The 16,198-nt window shown below is 63.0% G+C and carries 13 protein-coding genes; 5 read left to right on the forward strand and 8 right to left on the reverse strand.

Translation table 11 applies throughout. The features are described from left to right. Window positions 1-35: 35 nt before the first annotated feature. On the reverse strand, window positions 36-1,559 hold the full coding sequence (locus AArc1_RS02000) for a carboxypeptidase M32 (protein ID WP_117362680.1): 1,524 nt from the start codon (window positions 1,557-1,559) through the stop codon (window positions 36-38). A gap of 283 nt (window positions 1,560-1,842) precedes the next feature. Here AArc1_RS02000 and AArc1_RS02005 point away from each other — a divergent pair, with 283 nt between their 5' ends. Beyond that, window positions 1,843-2,199, forward strand: coding sequence for a hypothetical protein (locus AArc1_RS02005; protein ID WP_117362681.1), 357 nt, complete (start codon window positions 1,843-1,845; stop codon window positions 2,197-2,199). 95 nt (window positions 2,200-2,294) lie between these two features. Further along, complete coding sequence (locus AArc1_RS02010; RefSeq protein WP_117362682.1) at window positions 2,295-2,558, forward strand: PhlB family protein; 264 nt, start codon at window positions 2,295-2,297, stop codon at window positions 2,556-2,558. 27 nt (window positions 2,559-2,585) lie between these two features. Here AArc1_RS02010 and AArc1_RS02015 read toward each other — a convergent pair whose 3' ends face one another. Together AArc1_RS02015 and AArc1_RS02020 are read right to left on the reverse strand one after the other, a co-directional pair. Continuing rightward, window positions 2,586-3,713 carry a M20 family metallopeptidase gene (locus AArc1_RS02015; protein ID WP_117365729.1) on the reverse strand — a complete coding sequence of 376 codons (1,128 nt, stop codon included), beginning with the start codon at window positions 3,711-3,713 and terminating at the stop codon, window positions 2,586-2,588. 188 nt (window positions 3,714-3,901) lie between these two features. After that, window positions 3,902-5,521, reverse strand: coding sequence for a globin-coupled sensor protein (locus AArc1_RS02020; protein WP_117362683.1), 1,620 nt, complete (start codon window positions 5,519-5,521; stop codon window positions 3,902-3,904). A gap of 196 nt (window positions 5,522-5,717) precedes the next feature. On the opposite strand from AArc1_RS02020, the gene AArc1_RS02025 reads away from it, so the two are divergent. Next, entirely contained in the window at window positions 5,718-7,592 is a 1,875-nt protein-coding gene (locus AArc1_RS02025; RefSeq protein ID WP_117362684.1) for a PINc/VapC family ATPase, read from the forward strand. Between the two features lie 200 nt (window positions 7,593-7,792). Here the strand turns inward: AArc1_RS02025 and AArc1_RS02030 are convergent, their stop codons facing one another. The 3 genes from AArc1_RS02030 to AArc1_RS02040 all read right to left on the reverse strand — a co-directional run bounded on the left by AArc1_RS02030 (window position 7,793) and on the right by AArc1_RS02040 (window position 11,148). Next, complete coding sequence (locus AArc1_RS02030) at window positions 7,793-9,385, reverse strand: polysaccharide deacetylase family protein (RefSeq protein WP_186336635.1); 1,593 nt, start codon at window positions 9,383-9,385, stop codon at window positions 7,793-7,795. Window positions 9,386-9,844: 459 nt separating this feature from the next. Next, window positions 9,845-10,510, reverse strand: a complete 666-nt coding sequence (locus AArc1_RS02035) for a metal-dependent hydrolase (RefSeq protein ID WP_117362685.1) — start codon at window positions 10,508-10,510, stop codon at window positions 9,845-9,847. Further along, a complete protein-coding gene (locus AArc1_RS02040; RefSeq protein WP_117362686.1) occupies window positions 10,510-11,148 on the reverse strand; it encodes a metal-dependent hydrolase in 639 nt (212 codons plus the stop codon). Before AArc1_RS02040 ends, AArc1_RS02035 begins: the two co-directional genes overlap by 1 nt. Window positions 11,149-11,431: 283 nt before the next feature. Between AArc1_RS02040 and AArc1_RS02045 the strand changes: the two genes are divergently transcribed. Continuing rightward, a complete protein-coding gene (locus tag AArc1_RS02045; protein WP_186336636.1) occupies window positions 11,432-12,343 on the forward strand; it encodes an NAD+ synthase in 912 nt (303 codons plus the stop codon). A 61-nt stretch (window positions 12,344-12,404) separates the two neighbouring features. Here the strand turns inward: AArc1_RS02045 and AArc1_RS02050 are convergent, their stop codons facing one another. Together AArc1_RS02050 and AArc1_RS02055 are read right to left on the reverse strand one after the other, a co-directional pair. After that, window positions 12,405-12,818, reverse strand: coding sequence for a hypothetical protein (locus tag AArc1_RS02050; protein WP_117362687.1), 414 nt, complete (start codon window positions 12,816-12,818; stop codon window positions 12,405-12,407). A 59-nt stretch (window positions 12,819-12,877) separates the two neighbouring features. Next, window positions 12,878-13,171 (reverse strand): winged helix-turn-helix transcriptional regulator, encoded by a 294-nt coding sequence (locus AArc1_RS02055; protein WP_117362688.1) that lies wholly within the window; start codon window positions 13,169-13,171, stop codon window positions 12,878-12,880. Between the two features lie 581 nt (window positions 13,172-13,752). Here AArc1_RS02055 and AArc1_RS02060 point away from each other — a divergent pair. Beyond that, complete coding sequence (locus AArc1_RS02060) at window positions 13,753-16,089, forward strand: DUF7289 family protein (protein WP_117362689.1); 2,337 nt, start codon at window positions 13,753-13,755, stop codon at window positions 16,087-16,089. Window positions 16,090-16,198: the final 109 nt, after the last annotated feature.

Raw genomic sequence — 16,198 nt, forward strand, 5'->3', positions numbered from 1 at the left:
AACGGCCGCGGAAAAGTCGACGTCGGCGTTCTGTCCTATTCGAGGGCGTACAACTCGCCGTATTTCTCCTCGACGTACTCGAGGAAGTAGTCGGCGGTGAACGCCTCGCCGGTGGCCGTCTCGATCAGGTCCGGCGTGGTGTACCGTTTGCCGTGTTGGTGGACGCGCTCGCGGAGCCAGCCGTTGAGGTCGTCGAACTCGCCGTCCCGGACGTCCTCGGAGAGGTCGCCTAGCTCGGTTTCGGCGGTGGCGTACAACTGGGCTGCGAGCACCGAGCCAAGCGAGTACGTCGGGAAGTAACCGAAGCTTCCGTGTGACCAGTGGATGTCCTGCAGACAGCCTTCCGCGTCGGTTTCGGGGCGGACGCCGAGGTAGGCCTCGTACTTGTCGTTCCACGCTTCGGGTACGTCTTCGACCTCGAGGTCGCCCGAGATGAGTTCGCGTTCGATCTCGAAGCGGATCACGATGTGGAGGTGGTAGGTGAGTTCGTCCGCCTCGACGCGAATCAGGTTGTCGTCGTAGACCTGGTTTGCGGCCTCGTAGGCCTCTTCGGGGGTGACCTCGTCGAGTTCGGGGAACCGTTCGCGGGCGATCGGCAGGAAGTGTTCCCAGAACGCACGCGAGCGACCGACGTGGTTCTCCCAGAGTCGCGACTGCGATTCGTGGACTGAGAGGTCCCGCGACTGACCCAGTGGCGTCCCGTAGTGGTCGTCGGGCAGTCCGAGCGTGTAGTTGGCGTGGCCGAACTCGTGGATCGTCGAGGTGATCGAGCCGAGCAGGTCCTCGGGTTCGAAGCGGGTGGTCACGCGGGCGTCGAACTGCGTCCCCGTCGAGAACGGGTGCGGAGCGGTGTCGAGTCGGCCACGGTTCCAGTCGTAGCCGAGCGAGTCGAGGACGTCGCGGGCGAGTGCCTCCTGGTCGTCGTCTTCGAAGGTGCCAGCGAAGGCGTCCGTTTCGAGGTCGGCGTCGCTCTCGTCGATCGCCTCGATCAGCGGGACGAGTTCGTCACGAAGCCGCTCGAGGACGCGCTCTGCGGTCTCGAGGTCCAGGTAGGGTTCGTAGTCCGCAAAGAGCACCTCGTAGGGGTCGGCGTCGGGGTCGATGTGGGCGGCATACTCGCGTTTGAGGTCGACCAGTTTCTCGAGCGTCGGCGCGAACGCCTCGAAGTCGTCGTTTTCTTTGGCCTGCTTCCACTTGGGGTGGGCGGTGGCGGTCGTTTCGGAGAGCTCGACGACGAGTTCTTCGGGGACGCTCGTCGCGCGATCGTACTTCCGGCGAATCTCGCGAACGACGGCAGCCTGCTCGTCGTCGAGGTCCGCCGCCTCGAGTTCCTCGAGGAATTCGCGAGTTTCGTCGTCGGTCAGCAGTTCGTGGCTGATCGACGAGAGCGTCGAAAGCTGCTTGGCGCGGGCCGGGGTGCCTTCCTCGGGCATCACGACTTCCTGGTCCCACCGCAGGACGCCGCCAGCGTCTTCGACGCTGGAGATGCGTTCGACGCGCTGACAGAACGCCTCGTACGTTTCGGATACCGAGCCGCCTTGGGCCTGATCGGTCGCCATATGCACGAGTGCTCCCGCCCTGGCCCTATCAACGTCGTGGTTCCAGCACGCTCGGCCGCCTCTTCTCACCGTCTGCACCCATCGGCGGCTCACCGTCCGCGCTCGTCGACGGCCCTGGTCGCCACGACGTTCGGCGGACGAACGGACGTCCCGGCGAACGAACGCTGGCTGGTCACTGACGAACGAACAGACGCTGACTGGTGCTCGAGGGCGCTGCGATGAACCCGGTGTGGAACGTGCAAGCCACGAACTGTTCGGGCGCACTGATCTCTCTTCGAGTGCTATGGTCCTCGCAAGCGCAATCGTGTTCGTCGTCAGCCTGTTGATCGGTGCACTCGGCATCTACCTCGGCGCGAGAGTCATCGTTGGTGCCGGCGACTACGATCACGCCATCGTCACCGCGTTGGTCGGGGCGATCGTCTGGGCGATCGTCGGCTTTTTCGTCGGGTGGATCCCCCTCCTGGGTCCGCTACTCGCGTTGCTCGCGTACATCGCGGTGATCAACGTCCGGTATCCCGGCGACTGGACTGCTGCAGCGATGATCGGGCTCGTCGCCTGGCTCACCGTCCTGATCGTACTCTACGTCCTCGCCGCCGTCGGGATCACCGGCTTCGACGCGGTCGGCGTTCCGGGGGTCTGACACCCTACGACCCTGCAGGACGTCAGGGCACTCGACGCGCCCTCGAGTACGAGCGGGTGGTGAACTGTTAACACGCTCGACCGGTTACAGAACGTATGGGCTTTTTCGAATCCCTCGGACGGAAGGTCGGCGAGTTCACCCACGAGGCCAAGCAAGCGGCCGACGAGGGGGCGAGCTACGTCTGTACGGACTGTGGCGAGCGATTCTACACGGACCAGGGGGACTGTCCGGCGTGTGGCAGCGACGCCGTCGTCGAGCGCGAGCCACCTGACACTGCCTCCGAAGCGGTCGACACGGACGGCTCGACGGAGTCGGATACACACCTCGAAGACGAAGCCGCGCTCGATGACGAGACGTAGACAGCACGACTGACCGCGAGTGACCGCTCACCCCAGCCAGTTTTCGGCGGCTCCCCGATAGATCCGGTAACATCGCTCGAGCACCGCCACCGACACGCTCTCGTCTGCGGTGTGAGCCTCACCCGGCTCTGCGGGACCGCAGATGACACACTCGGTTCCCGCCGCCGCGAGCCAGCCCGCATCGGTCGCGTGGGGTTTGGTCACAAACTCCGGTGATCCTGACTGCACGCTGTCGGCGGTCTGGAGGACGCCACCGGCGAACGCCTCGTCGCCACACCGCATCGGCGGGAGGTCCTGGTCGACGGTCCACTCGACGCCCTCGAGATCCTCGAGGCGCTCTATGGCGGCACGCTCGCCGGGAACCGTCCGCTCGTCGACCGTCACGTCACAGCGGTCGGGGACGACGTTCATCGCCGTTCCGCCGTCGATTTCCGTGACGACGACGCTCCCTTCGAGGGACTCGCCTGCGACCTCGACGGTAGGGGCCTCGAGCGTTCGTATCAGGGAGACGGCGTCGGTGGCCCGGTAGATGGCGTTCTCGCCAGCATCGGGTTCGCTCGCGTGGGCGGCGCTTCCGTGGGCAGTGATCGTACTCCCGCGGCGGCCCTTGTGGGCGACGGCAACGTCGGTGACGCCGGGGCTCGAGTAGCCCGTCGAGCCCTCGCCGACGATGGCGTAGTCGGGGGAAAAGCCCTCGTCGATCGCGTGGCGAGCGCCCACGCCGCCGACCTCTTCGCCGACGAAACTCGCGAAGACGAGTTCGCCGGGTAAGCTGGCGTCGTCCGACGACGTCCGCTCGCTCGAGGTACCTGCCACGTCGATATCACGGAACGCGAGCATCGCGGCTGCGACTGCCCCCTTCATGTCCGCCGTGCCGCGTCCGTAGAGACGGCCGTCGCACGCTTCGACGATGTAGTTGCCGTCGTCTGTCACCTGTTCGTCAGCGGGCGCGACGACGTCATGGTGGCCGACCAGCGCCAGTGAGCGCTCGCCTGCTCCGTTCCGCGCGATGACGTTCCCGACCTCGTCGCGCCGAACGTCGGCGTCCGTCTCCGCGCACAACCACGCCTCGATCTCGTCGCCGGCGGCCGTTTCGTCCTCGTGGCTCGAGACGGCAGCCAACCTCGTTGCCAGTTCGATGAGTGTCTCTGTCACGGTCGTGTCCAACAGGTGGTGCGTACAAGAACGTACGCACCGCGCTCGTCGAACGAACGGCCCTCCGAGCGAAGAACAGTGTCTTGCTCATACTATCAGACAGAAGTCAACGAAGAGACTTCGCCGCTCCTGTCAGGCGAATTCTCAGGCTCGTTCTGTCCGGCAGTCTTCCCCCACGGGATCGTCCATCACTGGCTCGTTTCGGTCGCCCCGTTCTCCTCGTCGGTGAGTCTCGAGACCGTCTCGACGACGTCCTGAAGGCTTGCGGTCTGTTCTTCGCTTGCAGCGGCGACTGACTCCGCGGCGGCCGCGACCTGGTCTGCTGTCTGGGCGACGTCGTCGACGGTGGTCGCCGCGCGCTCGACGTTGCGCGCCTGTTGATCGGTTGCCACTGCGACGTCTTCCATGCTCGAGGCCGTCGCCTGTGCGGACTCGTGGATCTCCTCGAGCGACGCGATGGTCTCGTGGACGTGCTCGGTCCCGTCGTCGACCCGTTCGACCGTTTGTTCGGTAGCGCTGGCGGTCTCGGCGGCTTCCTCGCGCACGGCGAGGACGGCGTCTTCGATCGCCTCAAGATCACTCCTCGTCTGACTTGCGAACGAGTCGACTTCCTCTGCGATGACTCGCATCGGACCGGCGTCTTCGCTGTCGGATCGGCTGGCCTCGATCTTCGCGTTTTTCGCCAGGATCGCGGTTCGCTCGGCGACTCCCTCGAGTCGATCGAGCACCGCGTCGATCTCGTCGGTCTTCGCCTCGAGAGTGTCGGCTGCCGTCGCGGCGCGGTCGGTCACGGCCTCGAGTTCCTCGAGGTCCGCGATAGCCTCGTCGGCCGCCCCAACGCCTTCAGCGGCGAGGCGCTCGGTTCGCTCGCTGTCGGCGTGAACTTCCCCGGCGGCAGCTGCGATCTCTTCGACGGCGGCGCTCACCTCGCTCAAGTCACCCGCGACGGCGTCGACGGCCGACGCCTGGCTCGCGGTGTGGCCGCTGATCGTCTCGGCTCGACCCGCGACGACTTCGCTCGCCTCGTGGAGTTCTTCGATCGGTCGCCTGACGTCGTGTTCGACCTCACGCGCCAATCGTTTTCGTCGTTCGATCGACCGCTCGAGGCGCTGTGCGTAGGAATCGACGTACGTGTCGGCGGCGACCTGCATGTCGAGGTTGATGATCCGGAGCAGCGAAAGGACGTCCATCATCCCGTCGTCGATGGCGTCTCTGACAGTCGTCTCGAAGCTCTCCTCGAGCGTCGGGTCGTCGCTACCACCCAGTCCGAGTGCGCTGGCCAGTCCTCCGAGCCCGCCGCCGGTGTCGTCGCGTTCGTTGGCCCACTCTTCGACGGCGTCGACGACCCGATTCTGAACCCGGTCGTTCAGCCGCTCGAGCAACAGGTCGTAGTAGACGCCGTACTGACCGACGTAGAAGTGCAACGGCATGTCGATCATCTCGTGGAGCTTGCCGATCCGAGCGCGATTGTGGAAGTAGTCCAGATCGTACGACCCGGTCGCGAGTGAGACGAGATAGGCCCGCTGGGTCTGCTTGAGCGATCCGACGCCTTTCGGCGAGCGCCCGATAACCGATTGCGTGCGCTCGTACTCGAGGATCGCCTCGTAGAAGTCGTCGGCGATTCGCTCTTGATTCTCTCGTAAGACGGGTTCGAGGTCGGAGAGTCGCCGTTCGTCTTCCTCGTCGAACCCGATGAACGTCTTTCGCCACGAAACTTCGGCTTCGTCGAGGCCGATGCGGTCGACGAGCCGCTCGGGATCGATGCGCTCGTTCAGTTTCCCACGGCCGAACGTCTCCTCCGGATCCATACAGATACCTGTTCAGTTGATTGTATAAGGTAGCTTGGATACTCTCGCCACGACGACAGTGGATAAAACGGTCAGTCGGCAGTCGGTTTCTCGTCGCTTTCGCAGGTGGTGTTTTGGGCTCGACACGTTGCCATCTTCGAGCGCCGAATCGATCGTCTCCCGCATCCTTTTACGCGCTCGAACCGAATCGTCCGACATGAACGTCGTGCCGGACACGAGCGTGGTCATCGATGGCCGCGTCTCGACGGCGATTGCAGACGGGCAGTTCGAGGGAGCGACGATTTCGGTGCCGGAAGCCGTCGTCGCGGAACTCGAGGCGCAGGCAAACGACGGTATCGAGACCGGCTGGGACGGCCTGGAGGAGCTCAAACGGCTCGCCGATCTCGCCGACGACGGTACCATCGAACTCGAGTACGTCGGCGAGCGGCCGAACGCGATCGAGCGCGGCCATGCCTCCGAGGGCGAGATCGACGCGCTGATCCGCGACCTCGCCGAGGAACTCGGGGGGACCTTTCTCACGAGTGACGTCGTTCAGGCCGAGGTGGCTGAAGCGAAGGGCCTCGAGGTCGAACGCGTCTCGCCCGAAGTACGGAAAGTCGAGACGCTTGCCGTCGAGAACTACTTCGACGAGGCGACGATGAGCGTTCACCTCAAGACGGGGATGGTCCCGATGGCCAAACGGGGCGACCTCGGCGAGATGCACTACGAGCCGATCGCCGATGAGCCACTCGAGGAGGGGACGATGGACGAGTACGCCCGCGAGATCGTCGACGCTGCCAAAGAGTCCCCGGACGGCTTTCTCGAACTCTCGGAGCCGGGCATGAAGATCGTCCAGTTTCGTGACTACCGGATCGCGATCGGCCGACCGCCCTTTGCCGATGGTATCGAGATCACCGCGGTTCGGCCGATCGCACAGACCGACATCGAAGACTACGAGAACGCCGCGGAGCTGAAAGAGCGACTGCTCGAGCGCCAGCGCGGTGTCCTGATCTCGGGTGCGCCGGGTGCCGGCAAGTCGACGTTCGCACAGGCGGTCGCTCGGTTCATCTCGACCAACGACTACGCGGTCAAGACGATGGAGAAACCGCGTGACCTGCAGGTCGGCCCGGAGATCACGCAGTACACCGAACTGGCCGGCGAGATGGCCAAGACTGCGGATGCTCTGTTGATGGTCCGTCCGGATTACACCATCTACGACGAAGTCCGCAAGACGGACGACTTCGAGGTTTTCGCGGACATGCGTCTGGCCGGCGTCGGCATGATCGGCGTCGTCCACGCGACCCGGCCGATCGACGCCCTCCAGCGACTCGTCGGCCGCGTCGAACTCGGGATGATCCCCCAGGTCGTCGACACCGTCGTTTACATCGACGCTGGCGAGGTCAACACCGTCTACGACGTCCGGACGGAGGTGAAAGTCCCCGCGGGCCTCACCGAGGAGGACCTGGCCCGGCCAGTTATCCAGGTCACCAACTTCCAGACCGGCGAGCCGGAGTACGAAATCTATACGTTCAACCGCCAGGTCGTCACCGTGCCGCTCGTAGACGAAGAGGGTGGCCCCGGCCACGAATCCGGCGTCGACCGCATCGCCAAACAGGAGATCGAACGCGAGATTCGCTCGATCGCCCGTGGCTACGTCGACGTCGAACTCAAAACCCAGGACCGTGCCGTCGTCTACGTCGAACAGGACGACATTTCGACCGTTATTGGCAAAGGCGGCGGCCGCATCACGGACGTCGAGAACCGCCTGGGCATCGATATCGACGTCCGAACCCACGACGAGAACCCCCACCACGGCGGCGGAGGCGCCGCTGGCGGCACGACTGCAAACGGCCGCGGCGGCCAGGCAGCCGGGCAACTCGTCACTCCCGAGATCACCTCGAGACACATCGTTGTCCCCGTCGACGGTAACCACGGCGAGACCGTCGAGGTCCAGGCCGGCGGTGACTACCTCTTCACCGCCACCGTCAGTCGCGGCGGCGAGATCCAGGTCTCGAGGGGGAGTGCAATCGCCGACGAGTTAGAACAGGCGATCGACCGGACGGAGCCGGTTACGGTCGTTCCGTCGTCGTAAAGTTCCGAACGGCAAGCGAGTCCACGGTAGTTTTTGTTGCGAAGCGGCGAACGGGTCCGCTCGCGGGCGAAGCGAGCGGCTTTTTGCTGAAGAAGTTTTCGCGAGCGAGCGCCGTCGGCGACCCGAGTAAAAACGGTCCGCGTGCGAGATCCAGGGCTCGAGAGCGGCTCGGTCGTGGACGGATTCGGTTCGAAACTCGTCTACGGGTCGATCTCCTCCCACCCACGGCCCGCTGTTTCGGACGTATTTTCCGATGATCCGGTCCCCCCTGAAGTGCCGATACCGTCGTCTTCTGTCACCTCGAGTGAGTCGCCGTCCGTAGATTGGTCCACCGCTGATTCAGGTTCCGACTCCGACTCCGACTCCGACTCTGACTCTGACTCCGAACCTGAACGCTCGTCCGTCTCCGAATCCTCGTCGACACCCTCGAATTCGTTCTGCTCGACTTCTTCGATCACTTCCTCGTCGGGATCGACGGCCTCCGCTGTCTCTTCGTCCTCGAGTGCCTGCTCGTCGGGATCGTCGACCACGTCGTCGCTGTCCTCGTCACCGCTGCCGATCGCCTCGAGTTCGTTCGCGGCGTCGAGCAGGTCCTCGGGCGTTCCCACGCGGAGCAGGTCAGCGGCCGCCAGTTCCTCGAGCCGAGACACCAGTTCCTCGAGCGTCTCGCGATCCTCGTCGCTGTCGAGCGTGGTGAACGCGATCGAGGTGAAGCCGCCACGGGCGGCCGTCCACTCGAGCAGTTCGACCGCCTGCTCCCGATCCGGATCGACGATTACCGCACAGCGATGTGGGTCGGAGGGATACCCCTGTGAGAGTCCCCAGCCCGAAAACGCCAGGTCGTAGTGAGTTTGAACCGCCTCGTAGGACGCTTCTGAATACTGCGACCCGGGAACGGCGAGGAACCGAGCCCCGTCGTCGAAGCCGTGTCCGGTGAGCCAGTCGACCGGGCTGGCGACGTTCGACTCCATCACCTCGCCGGAGCCGTTGATCGGCGTTCCGCGGGCACCGTAACTGCCGACCGTCCACCCTGCTGAGGAGAGCGTCTCGAGCTGGTCGATCGTCAGCCGATCCTCGCTGGCGATTCGATCCGTTGGAACGAACGCTGTCGCTGGAACGTCGGTGTCAGCGTCCTCGAGGATCTCGAGAGCGTCGGAGTAGTGGGACTCGTACCCGCCGTGAAACTGGAGACAGACGGTTCCGGTTCCGACGGTCGGCACGAAGTAGAGGTCGTCGATCACGAGTCGCCCGTCGGCGTTCTCGCCGAACCAGCTGACGATCTGGACAGTGACCACATCGGTGAGGTCGGGCTCGCCGCTGACACGCGACAGTCCGAAGTTGTCGCTCACGAACGGCATCTCGCTTCGGACCTGTCGACTGAACTCGACGTAGTGGCCCGAACTGTCCTGTAACTGGAGTCGAACCCTCGCGTCCCGGTCGGCAGCGACCGTAATGCCGGGGGCGACGGCCCTGACGTCGATCGGTTCGTCCAGCTCTCGACGCACGCGCACCTGTCCGTCGTCTTCTCTCGGCTCGAGGAGCGCTGCCTGTCCGCCATCGGGCGCGTACTCCGTCGTCGACGAAATCGACCCGATATCCTGGTAGGCGCGCCACGGTTCGAGTGATTCGAAGTCGTCGAACGTGCCGATGAGTTCGCTGGGTGGACGAGGATCGCCCTCGATCTCGTCGTCGGTTTCGCTCCCGTCAGACTCGTCGTCGCCGGTTCCCAACCGGTTCGAAACCGGCACACCTGCAATCGCTGCCATCGTCGTCAAATACGATCGCCGTTCCATGCTCGAGGAGGGGTCGATACCCGACTGAATGGCTGGGCTGCCGGAACAGGCAGGGCACTTTTTACCGTCCTGTCGCCGTCTTCGTGTCCTTTTGTTGATTCATCCACCGATCGGTACGCCCGATTCGTTCCCTCACTCATCACTGTCGGCTGTTCGTACCACTCGGCCTGTAGCGTCCGACAACTACTCGTACGAGCCGGCTACCAGTTTCGACGGTTCGGTAACGTCCCCAAACGTGACCGCTCACCGCGTCACTCGGCGATAGACTCGGACTCGCTCGGGAGGTACCGAGACGAGACGTCGACTCGAGCGTCGCGAACTGGTTCGCCGGCCGGCAGTGTTCGGTGAGTGATTCGGGAATCTACGATGTGCGTACGGCGGGTATCGTTCACCTACACGGTACTGTCGACCGGTTCAGGAGCGCTGACGGGGCCGTCGTCACATCGGGCATCTGCTCAGTCACTCGTCCCGGCGGTCCTGAAATCGTCGAGCTACCAGCACGAACACGCCAGTGAGCGCGAGATAGAGCTGCCAGCCGCTCTCGGCGATCGGCAGCAGGATCGGATCGTCCGGTTCCGGCTCGGCAGACAGCTCGACTGGATTCGCAACGTGGGTGTCAGCAGTCGTCCCCACCGACCCGGCGTCCGCCGTTCGATCGCCAGTCTCGGGATCGGTGTGGATCTCGACGAACGTCTGAACGAGTCCTTCGCTCGAGGAGAGCACCAGTTCGCCCTCGAGGCGGAAAAACCGGTCGTAGACGGGGTAAAAGAGGTTGATTCCCTCGAGGTGCGCCCAGTCGAGCAGCACGTGGGCGAACAGATGGACGAAGAGTGCGACCCAGGCGACGCGGACGCCCCAGTCACCCCAGCGAGTGCGCAGCCACGATTGCTCCGGCTCCCGGAGGCGAGTGTCCCAGGTGAGCCAGGCCCCAGCGACGATGGGGATGGTCAGGGTGTGTAACAGCGCCCGGTGGGCACCGTCCATCCAGGGACCAGCCAGGGTGTCGGCTTCGGGGAGCACCACGATGACGAGGATGATCGCGAGCGCCCGTCGGTCGAACGCACCTTTCAACAGCCCCGCTGCGAGCAGGATGGCGAATCCGACGTGGACGACCGTCGACGGCATCAGCGTGCCTCCCAGAGCCGGATCGTGAGCGCGACCGTGGCTGCACTCACGACGATCAGTTGCCAGCCCGTTCTCACCAGATGCAGTTCGCGTTCGACGCCCGTCTCAAGGCCGGTTCCCGGCGTCGGATTCACCCAGGAGGCGACGTGGTGATCAGCCGTCGTCCCCGGCGAGGTGAGCCAGAACAGGCCCTCGCCACGCTCGACGAAGGTGAGGTGGACCCCGTCCTGACTCGAGAGGAGGAACGTACCAACGACGGCGTAAAACCGGTCGTGGAGCGGGTAGAGGAGATTGACGCCGTCAGGGCGGAAGAGGTCGACGCCGATCCCAGCGACGACGTAGGCCGCGAGGGCGACCCAGGCGACGCGGATGCCGTACCAGCCGTAGCGCTCGCCGAGCCAGGAGCGCTCGCGGTAACAGGTGTCCCAGTAGAGACCGACGAACGCGACGCCGGGGAGCAACAGCGTATGAAAGAGGGCGTTCGTCGCGCCGTCGATCACAAGGCTCGCGACTGCATCGAGATCCGGTGTCGCAGCCGCGAGGGCAACGACGACGATCGATCGCCGGTCGAACGCCGCTCCCAGCAACGCCAGCCCGAGGAGGACGCCGACGGCCACGTTCACGAGAGTCGGTGCCATGGATTGGAGTTCCCTCACGCGAGATTAAACGTATCGGCGACCGAAGCGCTTCGAGTCGACGACTGGATGGGTTCGGGATTCGACGTCTCTGGTGCGCCCAGACGCCGACCGGTCCCGATACGCCCTCCTACAGCGCCCAATCACGACAATCATCCACTACAGCGGCCGATTTCGACCGACCAGTCACCGTGCAACTCTCTCCCCTACTAGCTGTTTAAGCATAACTTCTTTATACCGGACGAATGTCTGGTTTTCTCACGAAGGCACTCGGGACCTGATATCAATGAGTACAGATGATGCGACGTTCGTCTATTCCAGCACCGATATCGAGACTGATCCGTTGATAATGGACCTCACACGACTCGAGGCCGTTCGTTCGCGCCTCGTCGAGTCGATCCGGAGAGCCGTCGACGATGCAAGCGCCGAGGGCGTCGTCGTCGCGATGAGCGGCGGACTCGACTCGACGGTAACGGCCGTCCTCGCCGTCGAAGCGCTCGGCCGCGAACGCGTGCTCGGGCTCGGTCTTCCGTGTCACAAGACCGATCGCGAACACGCTATCGAGGCTCGCACCATCGCAGACGGGCTGGGAATCGAGTATCACGAGATTCAGCTCCGACCGCTCCTCGAGGCGTTCGAGCGGACTGCCAGCTCCGAACTCGAGCCCGCCGGTGACGACGCGGATCGACCGAACGAACGAACCCATGAACTCGGAAACGCCGTCGCTCGATTCCGGATGACGTGTGCGTACTACGCCGCGAACCGCCGATCACGACTCGTCCTCGGGACCGCGAACCGCTCTGAGCTGTTGCTTGGCTACTTCACGAAGTACGGCGACGGTGCGGCCGACGCCTTCCCGATCGGTGACCTCTACAAGACGGAGGTCCGTGCGCTCGCCGAGCGCCTCGGCGTTCCTCGTCGAATCGTCACCAAGGAACCGTCTGCCGGATTCTTCGCGGGGCAGACCGACCTCGAGGAACTCGGTGCCCCATACAGCGTGATCGATCCGCTGCTGTGTCGACTCGTCGACGACGGCCAGCCCATCGCCGACGCCGCCAAAGCGCTCGAGATCGATCGACAGACGGCGCGCTCGATCGCCTGGATGGCAGCCGAGACGGCGCACAAACGAACCGTTCCACCGACGCCGGGCCTCGACGGCCGCGACGATCAGGGTCGCCAGTTCAGACGTCGCTCGTGACTGTCAACCTCGTGCTCGAACCGGCTGCCAAGACGGGACACGGCGCGGGTCCGGAGTCGCCTCAGGTGGCAGTCTCTCGCTGGTAGATTTCGGGGTTTCGCCACCAGAACAGCCCCCAGCCCAGCATGAACCCGCCTGCCATCGCTGCAATGTCGATGACTAGTCGGGGAAGGCCGGTCTCGGTGATTCCCACGAAGACGATCGACGAGCCGATCAGCGCCCCGAGGAAGACGAACACCAAATCTCCGAGAATCCGTGTTCGGGGGTGTTCCCAGTAGTGTTGGCGCTCTTCGTCGTACCAGACGCCGATGTAGATCAACACCGGTGCCATGCCGGTGATAACCGTAATCACGTAGTACGCTTCCGGGAGTCCAGCCGGGCCGAGCACTGTCACATTGAGCACGTTTGCGAGCATCGCCATCGCGAACAGCCCGAGTAGCAGCCACCCCCACCGCGGCAGCGTCTCTTTGTCCATAGCACAGGTGGGTTACCCAGCCAAAATAACTGTGGCGTTCGCAAGCGTCGCCGACGCCGTCACTCCGCGCAGCAGGCGTCTTTCTTCGGGGTCTCGTCGACGCCGCTTCCGTCTGCCGCGACCGGCTCTTCGAGTCGGTAGAGACTCTGTCTCGCGTCCGCAAAGTAGATGTCCTCGTCAACGATGCCGATATCCTCCAGTCGCTCGAGTGCGTACCGGACGGTCCGCGCTGACAGCATCGACTCCTTGACGATCTGTTTTTGTGTCAGCGGCCCGTCGTACTCGAGTACCTTGAAGACGAGTTTGGCGCTCGGAGGCAGGTCTTCGATGTCCTCCCCGTCGGTGTCTACCATGTTACGAATCGAACTCCCCCAGCAGTATAAAAGTTGAGCCTTACAGAACGTCGGTGGCTGGTTTATTTCCATTAATCTTCAAAGCGTAATATGTGCCGTTGGGCCCCTATGGGCCAAGATAAACTTGATTAACTGGTTAGTCAGAAATTGAGTGTGCCGCCTCGAGGCCCCCCTTCGCCGTCGGTTGCTGGGCTGGATCCGACCGATGCCCAGACTGCCGTGGTGACGTCGCTCGAGTGGTATTCGAAAGGTATAGCGGACACTGCACGTCAGTGCGCACCTGCTCGCCAGACTGATCGGCGATCAGTGTACAACTCGTTGCACTGTAGTATCCGAGCGAGTATGCGCTCGTTCGTCCCGCGGGCCGATCACTGATGGATTGTGAACGAGTGTCTCTGCCCCGATTCGGAGTTGGTCATGCCATGGCTTCCAGCCTACTATGCGTAAAACTCGCTGGAGGCTACATCCTGATCGTGGCCGTTAATTCGGATATACAATGTGCCTATTTGAACCAGTGTTCCTCTTAGTCCGAAACATACTGTCATACAAATTTTTATACCATTGGTAACTTTGTATGGGAAATGACGGGGCAGGATACTGTTCACACTTCGAATGAGGCCGGACGGGGTCTCAGTCCGGTCGTCGGGATCGTCCTGCTGTTCGCGATGGTGGTTCTCGGTGCCGCACTCGTGTTCATCGCCGGTACGTCGATGATAGACGCATTCGAGGCGCAGGCCGATCAGGAACGAGTCGATCTATTCGTCGACGAGACAGACCACCAGCTCATGACGGTCGCCGCGAGCGGACAGGACCAGGAGCTGCCGATCGACGAGGTAGATGGCGATGTTCGAGTCGTCGACGACGGACACGTCAACGTGACGTGGCACGGGGGGAATATCGACGTCACCGCCGACGATGACCTCGGTGCTCTCGAGTTCGAACTCGAGGACCGAACGATCGCTCATCAAGGCGGTGGTATCTGGGAGGATACAGGCGACACCGTCCGCGCCGATTCCGAGCCCCAGATCGGCTACGACGGCGAGAGCGGAACGCTCGAGTTACGGATCTTACAGCTCGACGAGGACGTGACCGATGGCGGAACCACGATGGCTCGAGCCGACCACACCGTCGACGGCTCGTTGAGCGATGCGATCAATGACGCAGCCGAACGATCTGACGGTGAAAACGTCACGCTATCGCTCACTAGCTCGTATCACGAAGGCTGGTACCAGTTCTTGACCGATGCGCTCGGTGAGGACGACCACGACGAGGTCACGGTCGAACACGAACCGAGTGACGAACGCGTCGTCGCGACGATCACGGAGATCAGAGACACGACCACGCAGCCGAAACTGTACGTCGAAGAGGATCTCGGTCCAGATGGTGGTGAAGATATCGGTGACTACCAACTCGAGTACGGTGAACCGATGCAGTTCGAGGCGGCGCTGACGAACGCGGCCGGTGATACCTTCGAATCACCAGTAATGAACGTGTCTATCGAAGACGGTCCCGCCGGAGAGGGCGGTGACCCTCTGTCTGCAGAGGGGACGAAAAACAGGACTGTAAGCGTCACCGACGCCAAAGACGAACTTGACCCTGGGTATACGTACGAGTACACGATCAGCACGCTTGACGATGCTGGCCACAAACTCGATACGCTCGACGAGCCAGGTTCGTTCTACCTCGGGAAGCCGGACACGAACTTCAACCTGTCAAACACGGACTCGACGGTCGACGATGACTACGTGACGATCACTGCCGACCTCCACAACATCGGCCTCGAAGACGGCTCACAGGAACTCGACCTCGACCTCGAGTACGAAGAAGAACTCGAGGACGATCCGTACGACGATATCGAACTCGAGGAGATCACTCGATCGTACGGAGAGAATGGCACTATCGAGGTTCCAATTAACCAGAGCGTCCTCCTCGATGGGGAGTACGAGGCAACGATCGACACTGAGGACGACGAGGCGACGACGTCGTTCGAGGTCAGTGCTGGCGTCGACCCTGGCCGCGTCGGACTCGGTGAGATCGAGGACGCGAACGTGAGTGTACAGGTCCTCGGCTCACAGGTTTCCGGCGATGGTACCATAGGTGGCTTCCCCAACCCGACGCCAGTTCATAACCTCGCTCCGATGTCGCTCGACGTCGTTGCAAACGACGAGACCGAATACTCGTTTACCAATCCCGACGGTGGCAGTAATCTAAACACTGGTCCGACGTGGCAGGACAAAAGCGACGACAGTTTCACCTACAATTTCACCATCGAAGACGAAACCGAACTCACGCTGCGGAATACTCGGTATAGCACGTGTCAGAGTCGGACGACCGATCCGGCTGAACTCTCACACTACTCGGGACCGACCGATCGAGATTTCACCTGGTGTACCGATACGCCATGGAACAGCGTCTTCGGGCCGATCGACGCCTCTCAGGATCAGAACCTCCAGAACGTCAGGGTCCGAAGCGCAGAGGACAATACGATCCCAGCGCTTCCGTCCGGGACCGACCAGCAACTCAGTGCGACTGAAGTCCTCGAGGAAGCAGGGCTGGTCGAACCCGGCGAGGATGAACTCGACCTCGGTTCCGGTGAGTTCGTATTCCTCTTCGAGAATACGATCGACTGTAGCCAGGTGGGATGCGATCAAAACGACATCGACGCGTTGTGGAACGACGCCATCGATGCGTACGAGCAAAACCCCACCGACACCTACGACCCGAACTTCAACGATCTGATCGTGTACGTCGACGTCGAACGGGCTGGCGTCGACCCCGACACACCGAGCATCACGATCGACCCCGGTGCAGGTGATTCGGTCAGTGAAGGACCCGGCGAGTCCGACGCATCTGACCTGGACGGAAGCACCGGTCACTCCGGTGTCGACGCCGATACCGATCAGATCGTGATCGGGTAGTCTCGGCTCCTCCTCCCGCCTCGCTCTCTGATACGGACTGTTAGACAGGCCCTCGATCACCCGTCGCCTGAATCGCAATTGGGTTGATACTGACGTCCAGTAGGCCCTC

Source organism: Natrarchaeobaculum sulfurireducens, from assembly GCF_003430825.1.
Classification (GTDB): Archaea; Halobacteriota; Halobacteria; order Halobacteriales; family Natrialbaceae; genus Natrarchaeobaculum; species Natrarchaeobaculum sulfurireducens.